Annotated in this window: 20 protein-coding genes; 9 read left to right on the forward strand and 11 right to left on the reverse strand. The window is 73.8% G+C overall.

Annotation, left to right across the window (positions count from 1 at the left end):
• Window positions 1-66: 66 nt before the first annotated feature.
• Complete coding sequence (locus tag B6R96_RS11950; protein ID WP_081522448.1) at window positions 67-891, reverse strand: nuclease-related domain-containing protein; 825 nt, start codon at window positions 889-891, stop codon at window positions 67-69.
• A 186-nt stretch (window positions 892-1077) separates the two neighbouring features.
• Here B6R96_RS11950 and B6R96_RS37670 point away from each other — a divergent pair, with 186 nt between their 5' ends.
• From B6R96_RS37670 to B6R96_RS11965, 3 genes are all read left to right on the forward strand, one after another.
• Window positions 1078-1731, forward strand: a complete 654-nt coding sequence (locus B6R96_RS37670; RefSeq protein ID WP_081522449.1) for a hypothetical protein — start codon at window positions 1078-1080, stop codon at window positions 1729-1731.
• A 235-nt stretch (window positions 1732-1966) separates the two neighbouring features.
• On the forward strand, window positions 1967-2716 hold the full coding sequence (locus tag B6R96_RS11960) for a hypothetical protein (protein WP_051779335.1): 750 nt from the start codon (window positions 1967-1969) through the stop codon (window positions 2714-2716).
• Window positions 2717-2766: 50 nt separating this feature from the next.
• Window positions 2767-4023 (forward strand): histidine kinase dimerization/phospho-acceptor domain-containing protein, encoded by a 1257-nt coding sequence (locus B6R96_RS11965; protein ID WP_443070014.1) that lies wholly within the window; start codon window positions 2767-2769, stop codon window positions 4021-4023.
• A 530-nt stretch (window positions 4024-4553) separates the two neighbouring features.
• Here the strand turns inward: B6R96_RS11965 and B6R96_RS11970 are convergent.
• The 3 genes from B6R96_RS11970 to B6R96_RS11980 all read right to left on the reverse strand — a co-directional run bounded on the left by B6R96_RS11970 (window position 4554) and on the right by B6R96_RS11980 (window position 6614).
• Window positions 4554-4823, reverse strand: coding sequence for a hypothetical protein (locus B6R96_RS11970; RefSeq protein WP_081522450.1), 270 nt, complete (start codon window positions 4821-4823; stop codon window positions 4554-4556).
• Window positions 4824-4833: 10 nt separating this feature from the next.
• A complete protein-coding gene (locus B6R96_RS11975) occupies window positions 4834-5547 on the reverse strand; it encodes a TetR/AcrR family transcriptional regulator (RefSeq protein ID WP_053167702.1) in 714 nt (237 codons plus the stop codon).
• A 137-nt stretch (window positions 5548-5684) separates the two neighbouring features.
• Complete coding sequence (locus B6R96_RS11980; protein WP_030390193.1) at window positions 5685-6614, reverse strand: AurF N-oxygenase family protein; 930 nt, start codon at window positions 6612-6614, stop codon at window positions 5685-5687.
• Window positions 6615-6782: 168 nt separating this feature from the next.
• Here B6R96_RS11980 and B6R96_RS11985 point away from each other — a divergent pair, with 168 nt between their 5' ends.
• Window positions 6783-7892, forward strand: a complete 1110-nt coding sequence (locus tag B6R96_RS11985; protein WP_081522451.1) for a ferritin-like domain-containing protein — start codon at window positions 6783-6785, stop codon at window positions 7890-7892.
• A gap of 125 nt (window positions 7893-8017) precedes the next feature.
• On the opposite strand, the gene B6R96_RS11990 is transcribed toward B6R96_RS11985, so the two are convergent.
• Window positions 8018-9478, reverse strand: coding sequence for a penicillin-binding transpeptidase domain-containing protein (locus tag B6R96_RS11990; protein WP_081522452.1), 1461 nt, complete (start codon window positions 9476-9478; stop codon window positions 8018-8020).
• Complete coding sequence (locus B6R96_RS11995) at window positions 9475-10845, reverse strand: FtsW/RodA/SpoVE family cell cycle protein (protein ID WP_081522453.1); 1371 nt, start codon at window positions 10843-10845, stop codon at window positions 9475-9477. Before B6R96_RS11995 ends, B6R96_RS11990 begins: the two co-directional genes overlap by 4 nt.
• Window positions 10846-10951: 106 nt before the next feature.
• Here B6R96_RS11995 and B6R96_RS12000 point away from each other — a divergent pair, with 106 nt between their 5' ends.
• The 5 genes from B6R96_RS12000 to B6R96_RS12020 all read left to right on the forward strand — a co-directional run bounded on the left by B6R96_RS12000 (window position 10952) and on the right by B6R96_RS12020 (window position 14862).
• Complete coding sequence (locus B6R96_RS12000; RefSeq protein WP_053167712.1) at window positions 10952-11359, forward strand: DUF6325 family protein; 408 nt, start codon at window positions 10952-10954, stop codon at window positions 11357-11359.
• Window positions 11359-11745: an SHOCT domain-containing protein gene (locus B6R96_RS12005; protein ID WP_081522454.1), complete on the forward strand. Its 387-nt coding sequence runs from the start codon at window positions 11359-11361 to the stop codon at window positions 11743-11745. Before B6R96_RS12000 ends, B6R96_RS12005 begins: the two co-directional genes overlap by 1 nt.
• Before the next feature lie 236 nt (window positions 11746-11981).
• Window positions 11982-12455 carry a carboxymuconolactone decarboxylase family protein gene (locus tag B6R96_RS12010; RefSeq protein ID WP_081522455.1) on the forward strand — a complete coding sequence of 158 codons (474 nt, stop codon included), beginning with the start codon at window positions 11982-11984 and terminating at the stop codon, window positions 12453-12455.
• Between the two features lie 105 nt (window positions 12456-12560).
• A complete protein-coding gene (locus B6R96_RS12015) occupies window positions 12561-13484 on the forward strand; it encodes an RNA polymerase sigma-70 factor (protein WP_081522456.1) in 924 nt (307 codons plus the stop codon).
• Window positions 13485-13662: 178 nt separating this feature from the next.
• Window positions 13663-14862 (forward strand): C40 family peptidase, encoded by a 1200-nt coding sequence (locus B6R96_RS12020; protein ID WP_081522457.1) that lies wholly within the window; start codon window positions 13663-13665, stop codon window positions 14860-14862.
• On the opposite strand, the gene B6R96_RS12025 is transcribed toward B6R96_RS12020, so the two are convergent.
• From B6R96_RS12025 to B6R96_RS38640, 5 genes are read right to left on the reverse strand one after another with little or no spacing between them, the layout of a single operon-like run.
• Window positions 14784-16073 (reverse strand): styrene monooxygenase/indole monooxygenase family protein, encoded by a 1290-nt coding sequence (locus B6R96_RS12025; RefSeq protein ID WP_030390184.1) that lies wholly within the window; start codon window positions 16071-16073, stop codon window positions 14784-14786. The genes B6R96_RS12020 and B6R96_RS12025 overlap by 79 nt on opposite strands.
• Before the next feature lie 27 nt (window positions 16074-16100).
• Window positions 16101-16736, reverse strand: coding sequence for a GTP-binding protein (locus B6R96_RS12030; RefSeq protein ID WP_030390183.1), 636 nt, complete (start codon window positions 16734-16736; stop codon window positions 16101-16103).
• Window positions 16717-17106 (reverse strand): DUF742 domain-containing protein, encoded by a 390-nt coding sequence (locus tag B6R96_RS12035; protein WP_030390182.1) that lies wholly within the window; start codon window positions 17104-17106, stop codon window positions 16717-16719. Before B6R96_RS12035 ends, B6R96_RS12030 begins: the two co-directional genes overlap by 20 nt.
• Window positions 17103-17588, reverse strand: coding sequence for a roadblock/LC7 domain-containing protein (locus B6R96_RS12040; protein ID WP_052873774.1), 486 nt, complete (start codon window positions 17586-17588; stop codon window positions 17103-17105). Before B6R96_RS12040 ends, B6R96_RS12035 begins: the two co-directional genes overlap by 4 nt.
• Window positions 17585-20539: a sensor histidine kinase gene (locus B6R96_RS38640; RefSeq protein WP_081522458.1), complete on the reverse strand. Its 2955-nt coding sequence runs from the start codon at window positions 20537-20539 to the stop codon at window positions 17585-17587. Before B6R96_RS38640 ends, B6R96_RS12040 begins: the two co-directional genes overlap by 4 nt.
• Between the last annotated feature and the right edge of the window lie 293 nt (window positions 20540-20832).

Below are 20832 nucleotides of genomic sequence, written 5' to 3' on the forward strand. Positions count from 1 at the left end.
TGGGGTGGGAAGCCCCTCCGCCCGGGCCTCCCCCGGAATCGGGTTCCGCCCCCGGAGCCCCGCGCCTCAAACGCCGCCCGGGCCGGGGCGGGTGGGGTGGAGCCAGGTCGCGGAGTCTCGGGCTCGGGCGAAAAGGGCGTCGATCTCCGGGGGTTTCAGTGTCGTGGGGAAGGCGGCGAGGGTCGGGCCGACGGTCGGCGCCTGGAGGATGCGGATGTCGCGCACCGTGGGGGCCGTCTCGACGCGTGAGGCGTCGACCACCGCCAGCGCCGGGGTGACCTTCGCCGACAGGGCCGCCCTCGCGCAGGCCGCCGCGCCGCGGATCCAACGCGGTTCGGGGCGGGGCTCGGTGCGGCCCACCGTGAGCAGGAGGTCACCGACCACCGCGCGCTGGCGGCGGCCGGGGACCGTACGCACGCAGAAGATCCCCGCCGGTCCGATGAGCAGGTGGTCGAGGCGGCCCAGCCCCGGCAGCGGGACGCAGTGCAGGATCCGCCAGCCGTCGGGCTCCAGGGCGTCGAAGACGTCGCCCATCCGCTGCTGCGCCGTCAGGTCCTGGCGCATCCGGTGGCGGGCTCTGGTGCCCGCCGGGCCGTGTTCCAGCTCCCCCAGCAGGGTCTCCCCCGGACGGTTCGGGGCCAGGTCCGCGTCCGGCCGCAGTGCGAGACGCCGCAGGTCGGCGGCGGTGGGGACGGGGGGCGGGCCGATCGAGACCGTCCCGCTCAGGTAGGGCCGCAGCACCGCCAGGACCGCCTCGCGGTGGTCGTCCGCGAGGACGCTGATCCGGTTGGCCTGCCGGTCGTACCAGGCCACCGCCTGCCCGTCCGGCAGGTTGACATACAGCCGGCCGCGGCCGGGCCGGCCGCTCGGCAGTACCTTGAGTCCGCGCATCGCCCTCACCCCCGCCGTCCATGGGAGCAGCCGGGGCGCCGCACGGCAATCCCTCGGATGTGTAACGGCTCCGACGGAACCTTGCGACTCCGCTGTTACACGACCGGGGCGCTGCCGCAACGGCCGGGCCCTAGGTTTGACCCACCTGGATGGCCCAGGCCCTGACCAGCACCGAAGGACTTCTCCGTGAGCACCGTCAGCCGCCGCACTCTCGTTCGCGCCGCCGCCGTGACCGCATGCGCCGGAAGTCTGCTGGCGCTGCCCACCGCCGCCGCCCTGGCCGAGGGGGTGCCCGCGGCCTCGTCCGCGCGCTCCGCCGCCCCGCAGCTGAGCCTCGTCAAGAGCCTCTCGCTGGCGGACGGGACGTCCACGGCGAAGGTCTACCGCACGACGCAGGGCGGCTACCACGCCGAGATCCTGGCGGCCGACGGCACCCGGGCCGCGACGCTGACCAGCCACGGCGGGGTCACCGGCTTCGGCGGCACCGGGGAGCTGCACGCCGCGCTGGACTCCACCGGACGGCTGACCTCCTGGGTCGGCGACGCCCCCGCCCCGGGCGCCGATCACACCGTGGACGGGGACGGGTACAAGACGGGGACCCGCACCGGGGCCCACGGCGGGCACGTCGTCCCGGCCTCCGTTCCGCAGGCCGCGCAGCAGCCGGCCGCCGGGAGCACCCGCACGGTCGCCGAAGGCGCCGGCGGCGGGCGGCGGCTGAGCACCCTGGCGGACGGTCCGGGCGAGGGCGTGCTGCTGCTCGCGGCCGCGGGCGGTATCGCGGCCGTCGGCGCCGCCGGGCTCGGCTTCGCGATGCTGCGGCGCGGGCGCACGGACGGCTGAGACGCGGAGACGGCCGGGACGGCCCGGAGCGCCGGGACCACCGGGAGCGCGGAGACGGCCGGGACGGCCGGAACGGCCGGGAACCCGGGACCGCCGGGGGTCAGGGCTGCTGTGACGGCCCGGACGGCTGTGCTGCCCCCGGTCTCGCGGTAAAAGGTATGTACCTCCGCATATGGTTGACGCGATCGAACGTTTTCGAGCGTCGGCGGACGGCGGGCAGGAGGGCACAGGAGCTGTGAACAGGTTGCGCCTGCGTGTGGCCGCGTACCCGCTGCTCCCGGTCCTCGCCCTCGTACCGCTGCTGGCGGGCTGCGGGGACAGCGGCGGGCTGGTGAGCGCCGGGTCCACACCGACCGCGAGCGGGCCCGTACACCTGTGGCCCGACCGCCGGGGGGCTTCCGTACCGCCCGCCGATCCGGGCGGGGCGCCGCCCCAGTACGTCAAGGGGATCCCGCCCGTCCACGACCAGGACGTGCACGCCGTCGACCCGGTGGCCCTCGTCCAGGCGGAGCTGCGCGCCCATCCGAACATCGAGGTCGGCGCCGACGGCATGCCGGCCGCGACGGCGGCCGCGATCAGGGAGTGCGCGACGGACAGGGACGCGAGGGACGACGAGGATCCCGAGGCGTGCCCGGTGCAGAAGCCGTACTACCGGGACCTCACGGGCAACGGCAAGGACGAGCTGATCGTCGGCATCGAGTTCCCCGACAAGATGATGTCCGTACGGGTGTACACGGCCGACCCGGACGGGCGGCTCAACCGGATCATGGCGACCACGGAGACGGTCATCTCGGTGGAACTGGCCGGGCGTGACGTGATCCTGCGGGTGCCCAGCGGCAACCACGGATACGAGCTGATCACCGCCTGGTCCTGGGACGAGAAGCAGCTGACCATGCTGCCGACGCGCGAGCAGATCGTACGGGTGCCCGGCAGTCCGCAGGGCCCGGGGAACCGGGAGCCCGCTCCCGGGCCGGGCCGGCCGTGAGACTGCCGGGGCCGGCGGGGCATCCCGGGCGGGCGGGGCTCGGGACGCGGCTGAAGCGTTCGAAGCACCTGAAGCGCCTGAAGCTGCCCGCCTGGACGGCCACGCTGACCTGGAAGTCGGCGTGCTTCATCGTGGTGATGTGCTGCTCGCTGGCGGCTGTACTGGGCGCTCTCGTGCACGTGGAGGTGACCCGGCAGACGGTGGCCACGGCGCGGGAGAAGGCACTCGGCAAACTGCACGACGTCACGCTCGCGTACGAGGCCGGCGAACCCCTGCCGCGCGGCGCGGGGCTGGACCCGGTGGGGCTGCCGCCGGAGCTGCGCGCGCTCGCCGTGAGCGGGCGGCGGGGCACTCTGGTGGCGGACCACCGCGGCCGCCCGACCATGTGGGCGGCGGCCCCGGCCGACGGCCGGGCGCTCGCGGCCGCCGTGGACTACGGGCAGAGCGCCCGCACCATCAGCGGGCTGGACCACGCGATCATCGGATCCTCACTGCTGGCGATCGGCGGCACGCTGCTGGTGGGCGCGTTCGCGGTGACCCGCGTGACCCGGCGGCTGCACCAGACGGCACTGGTGGCGCGGCGAATCACCCAGGGCGACCTCGACGCACGCGTCGACGACCCGCGGACCAGGACCCCCGCGCGGCACCAGGACGAGGTGGCGACGGTGGCGGCGGCGCTGGACACCATGGCGGGAAGCCTGCAGTCGAAGCTGGAGAGCGAGCGGCGGTTCACCGCGGACGTCGCGCACGAGCTGCGCACGCCGCTGACCGGCCTGCACGCGGCGTCGGAACTGCTGCCGGAGGGGCGGCCGACGGAGCTGGTGCGCGAACGGGTCCGGACGATGCGGCAGCTGACGGAAGACCTGCTGGAGATCTCCCGGCTCGACTCCGGCAGCGAGGTGGTGGAGGGCGATCTGCACCAGCTGGGGCGGCTGGTACGGCGGGTGGTGCGGGCGTCCGGGACGGACACGGAGGTGGTGGTCGTCCGGGACGCCCACGTGGAGACGGACCGGCGCCGGCTGGAACGGGTCCTCGGGAACCTGGTGGCCAACGCCCACAAGCACGGGCGGCCGCCCGTGGTACTGACGGTGGACGGGCCGGTGGTGACCGTACGGGACCACGGGGACGGGTTCCCGGAATACCTGGCGGTGCACGGGCCGCAGCGCTTCCGCAGCGGCGGCGGGAAGGGCCACGGGCTGGGGCTGACCATCGCGGTGGGGCAGGCGGCGGTGATCGGGGCGCGGCTGGAGTTCCGCGCGGCGGAGGGGGGCGGGGGCTTGGCGGTCCTCACCCTCCCGGGTTCCTAGCCGGGCCGCGGGCGCGGGGCCGGTCCTGGCCGGGGCCGGGGCGGCGGTGCGGTGCGCGGGCCGCGGGCGGAGGGTCGGGGGTGCATGGGCGGACCCGCGGGGCGTGCCTGGCCGCGGGGTCGGTCCGGTCCTGGCCGGGGCCCGGGGCGGCGGTGCGATGCGCGGGCGCGGGGTCGGGGGTGCGTGGGCGGACCCGCGGGGCGTGCCTGGCCGCAGGGCCGGAGCGGTCCTGGCCGGGGGCCCGGGGCGGAGATGCGGGCGGGGCCGGGGGCGGGCGGGGGCGGGGGCGCGGGGTGAATCGGGGCGGCGGTGCGAAGCGCGGGCTGCGGCCGGGGGCGGGCGCGCGCCGGGGCGTCTCCTCGGACGCCGAACGTGACGAGCGGTCGGAAAGGCATGCGGCGGTGCGTTCGGCGCCCCGCGGGGAGCGCCCCGACACACACCCACCCCCGGCCCCCGTACCCGGCCCGACCCCCTTCACCGCCGGAACTCGCGATGCGCGGGCTCGCTTGCCGCCGCGCGAGTGGGCCGGGTCAGGATTTGGGGGGCTTTGTCCAGGGCCAGCGGATTTTGGGCTTGGTGGCCGCGGGGCGGAAGTCGTACTTCCAGCCCTTCTGGAGGCCCAGCCGCTTGGAGTACCCCGCGGGAACGCGTTCGTACAGCAGCACCGTCGGCGGGCCGCCGTCCGGCGCCGGGACGGGGATCTCGTACCACTTCGGGGGGTGTCCGGTCGGGCCGAGGAGGACGGGCAGGACCCGGCCGTCCATGGGCCCGCCCTCGAACGGGGTCGGTTGGCTTCTCACCCCACCAGTGTCACAGCAGGTGGGCGGCCTCGGACACCACCGGGATCACCCGGCGGGCCAGGACCCCGACCGGGCCGTCCGCGGACTCCAGGGCGAGGGCGGCCCGGGCTGCGGCCGCGGTTTCCGGGTCCGTGGCGGCGGTGGCCGTCAGCAGGGCGATGAACTGGTCCAGCAGCCAGTCCCGCAGGCGGTCGACCTCCGGCTGCTTGCCCTCGTCGATCCATATGAGGGACGCCGCCTCGACCGCGGTGATCCACGTACGGACCATCATGCGCAGCCGGGGGCCCGGGGCCGGGACGCCCAGGTGGAAGAGGATCTGCTCGGCGGCGGCCCGCCGGATGCCGTCGACGGTCGCCGTCGTGCGGGAGGTCTCCACGACGCTGCCGCCCTGGAGGAGGGCCGCGAAGCCGGCGTCGTGTTCGTCGACGAAGGCGAGGTAGCGGTCCAGGGCGCGGGACAGGCGCCGGGTCAGGGGCCCTTCCTGGGGTTCGGCGAAGCACAGTTCGAGGACGTCCGCCGCCGAGCGGAGGGCCGCTTCGTAGAGCTGTTGCTTGCCGCCGGGGAAGTAGCGGTAGACGAGCGGGCGCGAGACCCCGGCGGCCTCGGCCACGTCGTCGAGGGAGACCTCCTCCGGCGCCCGGTGCGCGAACAGCGAGAGGGCGGCGTCGAGGAGTTGGGCTCGCCGCTCCTCGACGCTCAGCCTGCGGTACGCGCGTACGGTCATGTCCGCAGGGTAGCCCGGCGGGCGTCGGCCGAGTGGGTGTCCGGTCGATCGGGCCCGATCCTCAACGGTGCGGACCGCCGCGGTCCGGCACCCGGCCACCCGGCACCCGGCACCCGGCACCCGGCACCCGGCACGGGCTACGCGAGCAGGCCCGAGCTCTTCCACAGCTTCCGGCCGACTCCGCGCAGTACGCCGATGTCGTCGAGGAAGTCGGTGAGCCGCTTGGCGCCGCTCTGCATGACCTCGCGGCGGTGGCCGCTCGCCTTCACCTGGGCGACGGCCTCGCGGCGGTCCAGGCCGATGTTGTCGTAGACGGCCGGGTTCACGAAGGCCAGTGAGAAGACGCGGGCGGCCTCGCCGCAGCTGATCCGGGTGAGTTCCTGTTCCCAGCGGGGGGCCGTCAGCATCTGGCGGCGCAGTTCCTCGCGGGCGTACCGGACGTGCCGGGCCTCCTCGATGACGTGGATCCGGGTGACGCCCCGGACCAGCGGCTGGACGCGCTCGTCCGGGAAGGTCAGGCGCTGCATCCAGTCGAGGATCTCCTCGCCGAGGAGGGTGCAGGCGAAGGAGCCGGGGGTGGTGGAGACGGTCTTCAGGATCCGCGCGAGGTTGTGGTTGAGGCGGGAGACCGGGTACTCGGGGGCGCCGGCCTTCTGGATCATGCGGGCGAACATCATCGAGTGGCGGCATTCGTCGGCGATCTCGGTGAGCGCGTAGCGGACGTGCTTGCTGGTCAGGGACTTGTCGTAGATGTGCCGGACCATGAGCTGCATGAGGATGATCTCGAACCAGATGCCGAGGGAGCCGAGCGCCGCGGCCTCGTGGCGGGAGAGGTCGATGCGCTGCTCCTCCCCCATCTTCTTCCACAGCGGGGTGTCGTAGAGGGAGAGCAGTTCCGGCGGCCAGTAGTACTTGCCCTCGATCGGCGGGGCGTCCCAGTCGAGTTCCTTGTCGGGGTCGAAGGAGTGCTTGGCCGAGGATTCGAGCAGTCGCTCGGCTATCTGCTCGCGGTCCTTGAGCAGGCCGAGGGCGTCCTGGAGCGCGGCGCGTTCGGTCAGGGTCGTCATGGGTTCGGACACCTCGTCGTCGAGTTACCGGCGGTCACTTCTTATGAGACTGCCTGTCAGCAAGGTCGTCAATCCCTCGCGCACGACTTGTTGACCCCGTGTCTACCAACGTGTGACGCTGCCAACTGTCCGGTCCCACACGGCAGTACGTGAGACGAGGGGGCGTCAGTGTCGACGCATGAGCTCTACACCGATAACCCGGGCGAGACGGTCTGGCAGGTCCCCGCCTCCGGCTCCGCCCGCTTCACCTGGGAGTACGCCGACGGCCGCGAGCGGCTCCTCGCCCTCTACCAGAAGGGCAAGGACAAGCAGTGGGACGGCGGCAAGCGCATCGACTGGGACATCGAGGTGGACCCGTACGATCCGCTGGGCACCCCCGACGAGGCCCTGCCGCTGTACGGGACGCGACACTGGGCCAAGCTCAGCGAGAAGGACCGGGGCGAGCTGCGCCGGCACTACACTTCCTGGAACTTCAGCCAGTTCCTGCACGGCGAACAGGGCGCGATGGTGTGCGCGGCGCGCATCGTGGAGTCGGTGCCGGACCTGGACGCGAAGTTCTACTCCGCCACGCAGACCATGGACGAGGCCCGGCACGCCGAGATCTTCGGGCGCTTCCTGCACGAGAAGGTCGGGATGCTGTACCCGATCAACGACAGCCTCCAGGGGCTGCTCGGCGATACGCTGCGCGACTCCCGCTGGGACATGCCCTACCTCGGCATGCAGGTGCTCATCGAAGGACTGGCGCTGGCCGCCTTCGGCATGATCCGCGACACGACCGCCGAGCCGCTGCCGAAGCAGCTCCTGGCGTACGTGATGCAGGACGAGGCCCGGCACGTGGCCTTCGGGCGGATGGCGCTGCGCGACTACTACAAGCAGTTGACGGACGCCGAGCTGCGCGAGCGCGAGGAGTTCGTGATCGAGGGCTGCTACCTGATGCGGGACCGGCTGCTCGGGGTGGAGGTGCTGGAGAACTTCGGCATCCCGGCCGCGGAGGCGGTGCGGCTGAGCGAGCAGTCGGAGTTCACGCAGCTGTTCCGCAGGCTGCTGTTCAGCAGGATCGTGCCGTGCGTGAAGGACATCGGGCTGTGGGGCGAGCGGCTCCAGCGGGCCTATCTGGACCTGGGCGTCTTCGACATGGGCGACTCCAACCTGGACCTGCTGATGAGCCAGGACGAGGAGATCGCCGAGGCCCTCGACCGCGAGCGGTTCGCGGCAGAGGAGTCGGCCCGGGTCTCGGAGGTCGAGGCCGCCATCCGGGAGGGCGAGGACGCCCCCTAGGCCATCACTTTCGGATCTTGTCGGCCGGGCCCGCGGCGTCCGGTGCCGTGCCCGGCAACGTGGCCGGGTGCGGTGCCGGGCGTCGCGGGCCCGGCAGGATCCGAAGAGACGGCCAAGTCCTGTCGTCAGCCGGACAGGGCCGCTTCCATCACGGCCCGTGCGATCGGCGCCGCCGCGCCGTTGCCGCTGATGTCGCCCCGGTGGGCCGACGCGTCCTCGACCACCACCGCGACGGCCACCTGCGGCAGCGGCGCGCCTTCGGCCTTGGCCCAGGAGATGAACCAGGCGTACGGGGTCCCCGCGTTGCCGACCCCGTGCTGCGCGGTGCCGGTCTTGCCGCCGACCACCGCGCCGGGGATCGCGGCGTTGCGTCCGGTCCCGTTCTCCACCACGTTCACCATCAGTTCCTGCATCCGCAGTGCGGTGGCCGGGTTCATCGCCCGGCCCAGGCTGCGCCGGTCGCCGCGCCGGACCTGGGAGCCGTCGTCCTGCGTGGTCCGCTCCACCAGGTAGGGGTACGTGACCTCGCCGCCGTTGGCGACCGCCGCCGCCACCATCGCCATCTGGAGCGGGGTGGCCTTCGTGTTGAACTGCCCGATGGCGGACAGGGCCAGCTGGTCCTGGCTCATGTCGGTGTCGAAGTTCGACCGGGACACCCACGAGGGGACCCGCAGCCCCTCGCCGCCGTTGAACCCGAAGCGCCGCGCCGCCTCCACCATCCCGCGCAGCCCGACCTGTACGCCGATCTTCGCCATCACCGTGTTGCAGGACCACTGCACCGCCTCCGCCATCGAGGCGTCCTCGCAGCCCGTGCCCGCGTTCGGCAGCAGGGTGCTGGTCCCGGGCAGCGGGTAGGGGTCGGGGGTGCGGGTCGGCGCGTCCACATCGGTGACCACGCCCGCGTCGAGGGCGGCCGCCGCCGTCACGATCTTGAAGGTGGAGCCGGGCGGATACGTCTCGCGCAGCGCCCGGTTGAGCATCGGCCGGGCGGGGTCCGCGTTCAGGGCCGTCCAGGCGTCCTTCACCTTCGTACCCGTGCCGGAGAGCACGGCGGGGTCGTACGAGGGGCTGCTGACCAGCGCGAGGATCTTCCCGGTGGCGGGGTCCAGGGCGGCCACCGCCCCGCGCTTGCCCGCGAGACCGGCGTAGGCGGCCTGCTGCACGGCGGCCCGGACGGTGGTGACGGCGTTCCCGCCGGCGGGGCGGCCGCGGGAGAGTTCGTACCAGAGCGGGAAGGCCGAGAGTCCCGGGTCGGTGCCGGACAGGACCTGATCCTCGGCGCGCTCCACGAAGCTGGTCCCGTACGTCTGGGAGGAGAAGCCGGTGACGGGCGCGTAGAGCGGGCCGTTGGTGTAGGTCCGCTCGTAGCGCAGCAGTTGGCCGCTGTCGCGGGAGCCGGTGACGGGGCGCCCGTCGACCAGGATGTCCCCGCGGGGTTCGGCGTAGCGCTCGATGGCGGGGCGCTTGTTGGCCGGGTTCGCGCCGTAGGCGGCGGATTCCCAGACCTGCACGCGGGCGAGGTTGGCCAGCAGGGCGGCGAGCAGGAGGGCGCAGAAGTACGCGCACCAGCGGATGTAGCGGATCACTCGGCCGGCTCCTTCCCTGGGCGGGGTCTGCGGGCGCTGTCGCTGAGCCGGACCAGCAGGGCGACGATGATCCAGTTGGTGACGACGGAGGAGCCGCCCTGCGCGAGGAAGGGCATGGCCATGCCGGTGAGGGGGATCAGGCCGGTGACGCCGCCGGCGATGACGAACACTTGCAGCGCGACGATCGAGGCGAGCCCGGTGGCCAGCAGCCGTCCGAAGGGGTCGCGCAGGGCGAGTGCGGCGCGGAAGCCGCGGGCGACGAGGAGGCCGTAGAGGAGCAGGATCGCGGCCAGGCCGACGAGGCCGAGCTCCTCGCCGGCGGTGGCGAGGATGAAGTCCGATTTGGCGGCGAAGCCGATGAGGAAGGACTGGCCGTGGCCGAGCCCGGCACCGAGCAGGCCGCCGGCGCCGAAGGCGAAGAGGGACTGGGCGAGCTGGCCGGGGCCCTCGCCGCGTTCGATGGAGGCAAAAGGATTCAGCCAGTCGTCCACGCGGCTGTGCACGTGCGGCTCGAAGGTCCCGACGGCGTAGGCGCCGAGGGCGGCCAGCAGGAGGCCGATCGCGATCCAGCCGATCCGCCCGGTGGCGGTGAACAGCATGATCACGAACAGTCCGAAGAACAGCAGCGAGGTCCCGAGGTCCCGCTCCAGGACCAGCACGCCGACGCTGAGCAGCCAGATCGCGAGGATCGGGCCGAGGACGCGGCCGGGGAGGAGCCGGAGCTTCCAGAAGAGCTGGCGGCCGGTCAGGGCGAGCGCCGTGCGGTTCGCGGCGAGGTAGGCGGCGAAGAAGACGGCGAGCAGGATCTTGGCGAACTCGCCCGGTTGGAAGGAGAGCCCGGCGAACCGGATCCAGATGTGCGCGCCGTTGACCGCCGGGAAGAAGACGGGGATCAGCATCAGGACGAGGGACACCGCGACGGAGAGGTACGCGTAGCGCTGGAGCACCCGGTGGTCGCGGAGCAGGGCGACCACCAGTACGAAGAGCGCCACGCCCAGCGCGGACCACAGGAGTTGGTCCCCGGCGGTGAGGTGGCCGGGGGTGGTCACGTCGAGGCGCTGGATGAGGACGAGGCCGAGGCCGTTGAGCAGGACGGCGATCGGGAGCAGGAGGGGATCGGCGTACGGGGCCCGGATCCTGACGGCGAGGTGCGCCAGCAGGGCGGCGGCGCTCAGGCCGGCGGCGTAGCGGGTGGCGGGGCCGGGGATGCGGCCGGTGGTGGCGAGGCCGACGTAGAGGTGTCCGAGGACGGAGATCAGGACGGCGCCGGTGAGGAGCGTCAGCTCGACGCCGCGCCGTTTGGGGGCGCCGGCGCCGGGGGGCGGGGGCGGGGCGGGCTCCGCCACCTTTGCCGTCAGAGCGCTCATACACCGAAACGTAGCAAGCAGACGGATGATATGTCCGCTTATGTCATAGTGTGCCGAAGAGTCGTCAAAAACGGTCGGAAGTGTCGAAAGTGAGGAGCCGAGGCGCATGGGACCTGTGGAATTCATCGTCCTCGCCTTCCCGGAGGAGCAGCTGCGGGCCCCGGCCGTCGAGGCCGTGATGGGGCTGCGCAAGAGCGGGGTGGTCCGGCTGATCGACGGGATCGTGGCGACGAGGACGGCATCGGGCGACGTGCTGGCGGCCGAGTTCGACGAGTTCGTGGAGCTGCACGGCCTGCTGACGGGCCGGGACGCGGCACGGCTGATCGGGCCGGAGGACGTCCAGGAGGCGGCGGGGCTGCTGGAGCGCGGGAGCTGCGCGCTGCTGCTGGTGGTCGAGCACGTGTGGGCCGAGGACGCGGCGGTCGCCGTACGGGCGGCGGGCGGGCGGATCGTGGGGTCGGTCCGCATCCCGCCGGACCGGGTCCCGGCGGACCCGAGGGCGGGGGCGGCCTGATGTTCATCCGCCCGATGGGAGTAACGGTCCACCCGGCGAACCGCCCGGCCGGACACCCGCTGCTCCGGGGCCTGCTGGCGCGGGCCACGGGGACGGCGGAGCACATGACGGGCCCGGCGCAGGACACGGCGGGCGCGGTGGTCCCGGACCGGCCACTGCCGGGCATGCCGCCGCGGACCGCGGAGCGCCCGGAGGCCGCGGGCTCCGCGGAGGCAGCCGGGCCGGAGCGGGCGGCCGCGCTCCCTGCCGGCACCGCACCGGCGGCCGAGCCGGCCACCTCGGCGTGCCTGGTCGGGGAGCTCACCCAACTGGCCGCGCTGGCCCGCGAGGGCCTGCTGACCCCGCAGGAGTTCACGGCGGCCAAGGCCCGCCTGCTGCGCGGCTGACCCGCCCCGGCCGACCCGCCCCGGCCGCCCGGCGCGCCCGGCGCCGCGGGCTCAAGGCGCCGGCGCACGCGGCCGCAGCCCCGTGAGGCCCGTACCCGCCGGCTCCGGCGCGCCCTCGCACGGCCCGCCCGGCGGGAGACGCAGGTCACACACGGTCGTGCGCGCTCCCGTGTCACAGGGCGTCGGGCTGCCTCGTCCCAGAGGTGTAGCCGACGACGACCACCGAGGAGCACACCATGGACGCACGACTGAACCTCTTCGCCGGCCGGACCACCGGCAAGGCCCTGAAGCACTTCATGGCGGCCGGCACGGCGCTCAAGGAATCGCCGCTGCCCGCCGCCACGCAGGAACTGGTCTCGCTGCGCGTCAGCCAGATCAACGGCTGCGCCGTCTGTCTCGACATGCACACCAAGGAGGCCGCCGCCGCCGGCGAGAGCGCGGTACGGCTCCACCTGGTCGCGGCCTGGCGGGAGGCCACGGTCTTCACCGAGGCCGAGCGCGCCGCGCTGGAGCTGGCCGAGCAGGGCACCCGGACCGCGGACGGGGGCGGCGGAGTGCCCGACGAGGTGTGGGCGCGGGCAGCCAAGTACCACGACGAGGAGCAGCTCAACGCCCTGGTGCTGCTGATCTCCATGATGAACATGGTGAACCGGCTCAACGTCATCACCCAGCAGCCGGGCGGCACCTACGAGGTCGGGCAGTTCCACTGACCCGGATCCCCTTGCCCCCGCCCTCCGATGATCTGATGATCATCGGAGGGCGTCCGTTCCGCGATGTGCGGCCGGGCGGAGGGGAACCGGGGGAGGAAGGCCGGCATGAGCAAGGTCGAGGAGTTCGAGGAACTGCGTCCCCTGCTGTTCTCGATCGCGTACCGGATCCTGAGCAGCGTGAGCGAGGCCGAGGACGCGGTGCAGGAGACCTGGCTGCGCTTCGACGCCTCGGCGACCCGCCCCGCGTCGACCAAGGCCTTCCTGTCGACGACGATCACCCGGCTCTCCATCGACGTACTGCGTTCCGCCCGGGTCCGGCGGGAGGAGTACGTCGGGCCGTGGTTCCCCGAGCCGCTGCTGAACGACCCGTACCAGGACCCGGCGCGGTCGGTGGAACTGGCCGACTCGGTGTCGATGGCGGCGCTCCTGCTGCTGGAGCGGCTCAGCCCGCTGGAACGCTCGGTGTTCGTCCTGCGCGAGGTCTTCGCCTTCGGCTTCGACGAGGTCGCCGGCGCGGTGGGCCGGTCGGAGGCGGCCTGCCGGCAACTGCTGGTGCGGGCGCGGCGGCACATGGAGGCGGGGCAGCCGCGCTTCCACGCGGACCGTGCGCAGCGGCAGGAGCTGGCGGCGCGGTTCCTGCACGCGATGAAGGACGGCGACGTGGGCGGGCTGCGGCAGTTGCTGGCGGCCGACGCCCGACTGGTCGGGGACAGCGGCGGCAGGGCCCCGCAGTTCGCCCGGGCCATCACCGGCGCCGACAGCGTGGCCCGTCTGCTCGCCTCGGTCTTCCCCTGGATGCCCCGCGTCGGTGTCGGCTCCGAGGTGCGCGACGTCAACGGCGAGCCGGGCGTGATCTCCCGCGACGCGGACGGCAGGGTGCTGCACGTGCTGTCCTTCGAGGTGCGGGACGGCCGGATCCGCACGATCCGCTCGGTGGCCAATCCGGACAAGCTCGGCCACCTCGGCGCCGTGGCGGACGCATGGGCGATCGACCGCGAGATCAGGCGGGCGCGACGCGGGGTGAAGTGAAATGAGGTGGGCCGAGGGCTCCGCCGGGCGGGGCTGCGGTCGCCCCGGGATCGGCGGGCGGGGACCGCCCGCATCCGCCCGCCCACCCCCAACCGGGTGGCCCCCGCCGACCGGCCGACTCCGTTGGGCGATTTGTCATACCGGGCGTGGCAGCATCGGCCGCCTCGGAGGTGACCCCATGTCATATCGGCTGCCGAATCGGCCGCTTCGCGCCGCCTGCCTCGCCGCAGCGCTCCTGCTCGCCGGGCCCGTCCCGCGGGCCGGAGCCGAGCCCGGGCTCCCCGAAGGGGAGTCCGTCGGAGTGCTGCTCACCCGCCTGCAGGGCCTGTACCAGAAGGCCGAGGAGGCCGCCGAGGCGTACAACGCCACCGACGTGGCCCTCAAGGCCGGACAGGCCGAGGAGCGGCTGCGCACCGCCGACCTCGGCAGGGCCCGTACGGCTCTGGAGTCCGAACGGGCCCTCGCCGGCCGGCTGGCCCGGGAGCAGTACCAGGGCGGCCGGGGCCTGTCCCCGTACGCCCGGATGCTGCTGGCCGGGAACCCGCAGGCTGCCCTGGACCAGCGCCGGCTCGCCGCCCGCGAGGGCTCCCGGCGGGCGGCCGTGCTGGCCCGGCTCGCGCGGGGCGAGAGGCAGGCCGACGCGCTCGCCGCCCGGGCCCGCACGGCCCTGGACGCCCGGCAGAGCCTGGCCGCGCGGCAGAAGCTCCAGCAGGAGGAGGTCGCGGCCCAGCTCAAGGAGGTCGAGCGGGTGCTTTCCGCGCTGACCCCGGACCAGCTCGCCCGGCTCGGCGCGAAGGAGGCCGAGGACACCGCCGCCGCGCAGCGGGACCTGGTCGACTCGGGCCGGCTCCCAACCCGTACGGGCAAGCCCACGGCGGCCGGTGGCGCGGCCCTGCGCTACGCGGCGGCCCAGATCGGCAAGCCGTACGTCTGGGGCGCCGAGGGCCCGGGTTCCTTCGACTGCTCCGGGCTGACCTCGCAGGCCTGGGCGCACGCCGGGCGGGCCATCCCGCGGACCAGCCAGGAGCAGTGGGCCCGGCTGCCGAAGGTGCCGCTGGAGTCGCTGCGGCCGGGGGACCTGGTGGTCTACTTCCCCAAGGCCACCCATGTCGGCCTGTACGTCGGCGACGGCAAGGTGATCCAGGCGCCGCGGCCCGGGGCCCGGGTCAAGGTCTCGCCGATCGCCGCGAACCCGCTGCTGGGGGCGGTCCGGCCGGATCCGGACGGCGCCCCGCTCGCGGAGTTCACCCCGCCCGCGCTGCCGGAGGCACCGGCGGCGCAGGCGGGGGACGACACCGGCTACTCCGCCGAGGAGGCCCCTGCGGAGGAGGCCCCTACGGACGACGGCCCGGCGGCGGAGGCGACCTCCGCCAGGTAGTCCGCCGCGTCCTCGGGGTCGTAGAAGTACGCGTCGAAGTCGGCCGGGTTGTCGAAGCCGTTGGCGAATCGATTCGCTACCGGCTGGAGCTGCCCGGCCGCGCCGATCAGGTTCAGTACGTGCTCCGGCGGGACGCCCAGCATCGCGTTCGTCCACTGGGTGACCGGCTTGCCGGTGGTGAACCAGTACTTGTCGAAGGTGGCCTTCATCCACGCCTCGTCGAACGGCTTGTCCCCGTGCATCAGGATCGACGACAGGTACGAGGCCGCGCACTTCGCGGCGGAGTTCGAGCCCTGCCCGGTGATCGGGTCGTTCGCGACGACCACGTCCGCGACGCCCAGCACCAGGCCGCCGCCCGGGAGGCGGCCGATCGGGTTGCGGACGACCGGCGCGTACCGCCCGGCGAGCGTGGCGCCCGCGTCCGTCAGCTCCACCTTCGTCGCCCGCGCGTACTCCCAGGGCACGAACTTCTCCATCAGCTCCAGCGTGAGCGCCAAGTGGTCCGCCGGGTCCTTGACGCCCTTGAAGACGTCCAGCGGGCCGCCCGGGACGCCCTCCCAGAACAGGATGTCGGCCCGGCCCGAGGTGGTCAGGGTCGGCATGACGAACAGCTCGCCGACGCCCGGGACCAGGTTGCAGCGGACCGCTTCCGTCTCCGGGTGCTCCGGGCGGGGGCCGAGGCCGTGGACGTAGGCGACGGCCAGCGCGCGCTGCGGGGCGTCGTAGGGGGAACGCGCCGCGTCCCGCCCGAACATCGAGACGAGCTCGCCCTTGCCGGCGGCGACCAGCACCAGGTCGTAGGTGCGCGAGAAGAAGTCGAGGTCGGCGACCGAGGCGCCGTGGATGACCAGCTGCCCGCCCCGCTGCACGAAGGTGTCGAGCCAGCCGGCCATCTTCACGCGCTGGTCGACGGACTGCGCGTACCCCTTGAGCCGGCCGAGCCAGTCGACGGCGCGGCCGGCGTCGGGGGTGGCGACGGAGACGCCGAGGCCCTCGATCTTCGGGGCCTGCTGCTCCCAGAAGTTGATCCGCAGGTCGCGCTCGTGCTGCAGTGCCGAGTCGAACATGCACTGCGTGGACATGACCCGCCCGGTGCGGATCTCGTCCGCCGTCCGGTTGGACATGAGGGTGACCTCGTACCCCTTCGACTGGAGTCCGAGGGCGAGCTGGAGACCGGACTGGCCGGCCCCCACGACAAGTATCTTGCGCATCTCTCACGTTCTCTGTTCGGGGGTGCTCTATTCGGGCGTGGTGTCGAGGGCGTGGCCCACCAGGGCGAGGAGGGACTCGATCACCGTGTCGCGGCGCCGCGCGTCCATGATCACGACCGGTACGTGGGGCGGGACGCTGAGCGCCTCGCGCACGTCCTCGGGCTCGTAGGACTGCGAGCCGTCGAAGTGGTTGACGGCGACGGCGTACGGGAGCCCGCAGCTCTCGAAGTAGTCGAGGGCCGGGAAGCAGTCGCGCAGGCGGCGGGTGTCGGCCAGCACGAGACCGCCGATGGCGCCGCGCACCAGGTCGTCCCACATGAACCAGAACCGCTCCTGGCCGGGGGTTCCGTACACGTAGAGGACGAGGTCGTCGTCGAGGGTGATGCGGCCGAAGTCCATGGCGACGGTGGTGGTGTTCTTGTCCGGGGTTCCGGACAGGTCGTCGGTCGGGACGCTTGCCTGGGTCATCACCGCCTCGGTGCGCAGCGGGGTGATCTCGGAGACGGAGGAGACGAAGGTGGTCTTGCCGACGCCGAAGCCGCCCGCGACCAGCACCTTGACGGCGACGGGTGCGCGGGAGCGGTCGTACTGCCAGGGCTGGACCGGCTCGTCGTCGTCCGACTGCGGCGGGGACACCGGGGTGTCAGAGACGGCGAAGACCACTGAGCACCCTTTCCAGCAGCGCGCGTTCGGGGCGGCCGGTGCCGTGGCCCGATCCGTAGACGCGGATCCGGCCCTGGTCGGCGAGGTCGCTGACCAGGACGCGGACCACACCGAGCGGCAGCTTCAGCAGCGCGGCTATCTCGGCGATCGTGCGCATGCGGCGGCAGACCTCGACGATGGCGGGCATCTCGGGCATGCGGTCGGGCTTCTGCGGCTCCGAGGCCTTGGTCTCCAGGGCGGCGACGAAGGTCTCCACGTTCAGGACCTGCGTGAAGCGGGTGCGGCCGCCCGTGAGGGAGTACGGGCGGACGCGGGCGGGGCGGCGGTCGGCGCCGCGTATCGGCAGCCGGTCGGAGGCCGTACTCCTCACGGGGTGTTCTCCATCGACTGGCGCAGCTCACTGCGGACTTCGGGGGTCAGGACGTGGCCGGCGCGGCCGACGAACAGGGCCATGTGGTAGGCGACGACGCTCATGTCGCAGTCGGGGGTGGCGTGCACGCCCAGCAGCGAGCCGTCGCTGATGGCCATGACGAAGACGGAGCCGTGCTCCATCGCCACCATCGTCTGCTTGACCGCTCCGGTGTCCATGAGGGCGGCGGCGCCGGTGGTGAGGCTGCCGAGGCCGGAGACGATGGTGGCGAGGTCGGCGGAGGCACCGCGCGGGCCCTTGGCCCGGGGCTCGGCCGGTGGCTCGGCCGCGCCCGCTCCCGGGTCGGAGGACAGGAGCAGCAGCCCGTCCGAGGAGACGACGGCGACGGAGTTGACGCCGGGCACCTCCTCGACCAGGTCGGTCAGCAGCCACTGAAGGTTGCGGGCCTGGGTGCTCAGTCCGTACGTACTGGGCGCGGTCATGTGCGTGCCTCCTGTGCGGTGTCCCCCCGGTCGGTCTTGCTCTGGCCCTGCCTCTGCGTCCGGGTCTGCCCCTGGTCGGGGGCCTGGTCGGGGGCCTGTTCCTGCGCGAGTTCGGCGGCGACGACGCGCCGTCCGTCCTGGGCCCCCTGGTAGAAGCCCCCGAGCCGGCGCCGCAACTCCTCGGCGTCGACCCGGCGCGGCGGCTCGGGCGGTGCGTCGTCACGGGCGGCGGGCTTGGCGGGGACGGCGCGCGGGGTCCGCTTCGGCAGGCCCTTGTCGGTGACGGCGCCGCCGCGCTCGGCCGGGTCGGCAGGGTGACTGCCCTGGCGGGGGAGCCAGTTGCCCTCGGCCGGGGCGTGGGTGTGCGGCTCCGCCTCCGGTCCGGTTTCCCGTACGCCGGCCACGGGTGCGGCGTCGTGCGCCGCGACCGGGTCGTCCTCGGCGGGGTCCGGGACCCCGAGGGCGACGGGCTCGGCGTCGGGGACGACCCGCGCGAGCAGCTGTTCCTCAGGAGTGGGCCGGTCCGCTGCGGGGGGCGCGGCCACGAACACCTGGTCGGCGGGCGGCAGTCCGGGCGCGGCGGCGGCCGGCTCCGCGGCGGCGGGCGCCGGGTCCGGGTCCGGGTCCGCCGGGGCGTCGGCCACGGCGGCGGGGCCGGCCAGTGCCTCGGCCAGCGTGATCGGGACGGCCGCGACGGCGGGCTCGGGCGCGGGCTCGGGCGCGGCGGCAGCCACGGGCTCCGCCCCGGGCTCCGGCTGCGGCTCCTGGGCAGCCGCGGGCTCCGGCTCCGCCTGCGGGTCGGTGGCGGCCTCCGGGTCCGGGGCCGCGTGCGCGCCCCGGCGCCGCGTCGGCAGCGTGTTCTCGTTCGCCTCCGCTATCACGCCGGGCAGTCGCAGCGCGGGTCCGCCCGGCGTGGCCAGGGCGTGCACCGGGGAGACCACGGGGGTGGCGGGTAGCAGCGTGGCCGGGACGACCACCAGGGCCTCGGTCCCGCCGTGCCGCGGGGTGCGCAGCTCCGCGGTGACGCCGTGCCGGGCCGCGAGCCGTCCGGCCACGTACAGGCCGAGGCCGAGGCCGTGTTCCGCCTCGGGCTCCTCGTCGTAGGCCTCGGGCGTGGACAGGCGGGTGTTCAGCGCCTCCAGGCGGTCCCCGGTGACGCCGATGCCCTCGTCCACGACGGAGAGCACCACGTCCCCGGAGTCCTGGAGCCAGCCGGACACCTTCACCTTGACGTCCGGCGGCGAGAACGTGGTCGCGTTCTCCAGCAGCTCGGCCAGCACGTGCGAGATGTCGTCGGCGGCGTGCCCCGCGACCTGGGTGTAGGAGGGCAGTGCGGCGAGTTCGACGCGTTCGTAGCGCTCGATCTCGCTCACGGCGGCCCGCATGACGTCGACGAGCGGCACCGGCAGGCCCTGCCCGTGGCCGTGTTCCTGCCCGGCGAGGACCAGCAGGTTCTCGTTGTGGCGGCGCATCACGGTCGCCAGGTGGTCCAGCTTGAAGAGGGTCGCGAGCCGGTCCGGGTCCTGTTCCTTGGACTCCAGCTCCTCGATGACCGCGAGCTGGCGCTCCACCAGGCCCAGGGTGCGCAGCGACAGCGAGACGGAGGTCGTCGACATGATGCGCCGGTGCTCCTCCAGCCCCGCCCGCAGCGCGGTCAGCTCCTCCTCCAGCACGTCCCGGCCGGCGGCGAGCGCCTCGTTGCGACCGATGATCCGGCGGCGGTCGGCGTCGAGGCCGGCGATCCGGGTGTGCAGGGAGACCGTCTGGTCGCGCACCGCGTTGAGGTGGCGCACGACCTCGGCGAACTCGTCGTTGCGGCCCGTGAACCGCACCGGTTCGACGGAGCCCTCCGGCGTCGCCAGCCGCTGCGCGCCGCGGCGCAGGACCGACAGCGGGCGGGTCAACGACCGTGCCACGGCGGTCGAGACGCCGACGGCGAACAGGAACAGCAGGCCCAGCAGGGCGATCACGATCTCGAGCCGGGTCACGTCGTCGTCGCGCAGGGTGGCCAGCGCGGTGGCCCGTTCGCCCGCGAGGGTGGCCTCCACGGTCCGCATGCGGTCGATGCGCGCGGTCAGGGCGCTGCCGACGGCGGCCCCGTCGGTCTTGCGGTCGGGGGTGCTGAGGGTGGGCCGGTCGGTGAGCCGCTTGAGGAAGTCGTCGGCCGACTTGACCTCGGGGCCGGTGACGGTGGCGGCCAGGGTCTGGCGCACGTCGGGGCGTGCGGCCCGCGCGAAGTCGTCGAGGGCGGCCTGTTCCCGTACGCGGGCCCGCTGGGCGGCGGTGGTGAGTTCGTCGACCACGGCGGAGTTGGGGAGCTGCTCGCCGCGGGGGACGGCCAGTGCGGCGAGCAGCAGTCCACGGGTGGCCGAGGCCTGTTCCACGGCCTGGCCCAGCGGGGCCAGGGGACGGGTGGTGACGAGGGCGTCCCCGGCGCGCGGCGGGGTGAGTTCGGCGAGCCGGACGCCCGGCGCGAGGAGTTCGGCGATGACGGAGGCGTAGGACTGGTGGGCGGCGAGGGCGCTGCCCTTGCCGTCGACGGCCTCGCCGCGGACGGCGCCCACGCGTGCGAGGGTGCGGGCGGTCGTCTCGTCGGCCTCGGCCTGGACCTCGGCGAGCTGCCGGTCGGTCCGGGCGGTGCGCTCCTGGACGGGTGCCTTGGCGGAGCCGGGGCGGCCCTTGGCGGCGTACTCGACGACGGCGTCGCGCTCGTCGGCGAGGAGGTGCGCGAGGGTGAGGGTCTGCCGGGTCTGTTCCGCGAGGGTGACCAGGCGCTGGGAGTCGTTCAGTTCCCTCGACGCGGAGACGACGGCGGGCGCGCCTGCCGCGAGGACGGTGAGGCCGGTGACGGCGACGCCGATGACCAGCCTGCGGCGCACGCGGACGCGGCGTCCTGCGGGGGCCGGGCCGTCGGCGGCGGTGCCGTTCTTCCGAGACCGCTTCTTCTGCACCGGTGCTCGCAATCCTGTACGTGTGCTCTTGCTCGTCTACTCGTGTGGCCGAGGTAACGGCCGGTCAACAAGTAAACGCCCCCTGCCCCCTCGTACCGCCTCAGACCTTTGCAGCGTGTTGGGGAGAGAGCCGCACATCGCCCACCCGGCCACTCGAACGAGTGAACATCACGGATGAGTTGCCGACCAACTCGGGCACCCTGTGCCAGCGCGCCCCCGTGGACAGGTGGTTGAAAGATCGCTACGGCCTTTGGCAGGATGCCCGCCCACATGAGCCGCTCGGGGCCGCGGCC

This window comes from Streptomyces sp. Sge12, from assembly GCF_002080455.1.
Lineage (GTDB): Bacteria > Actinomycetota > Actinomycetes > Streptomycetales > Streptomycetaceae > Streptomyces.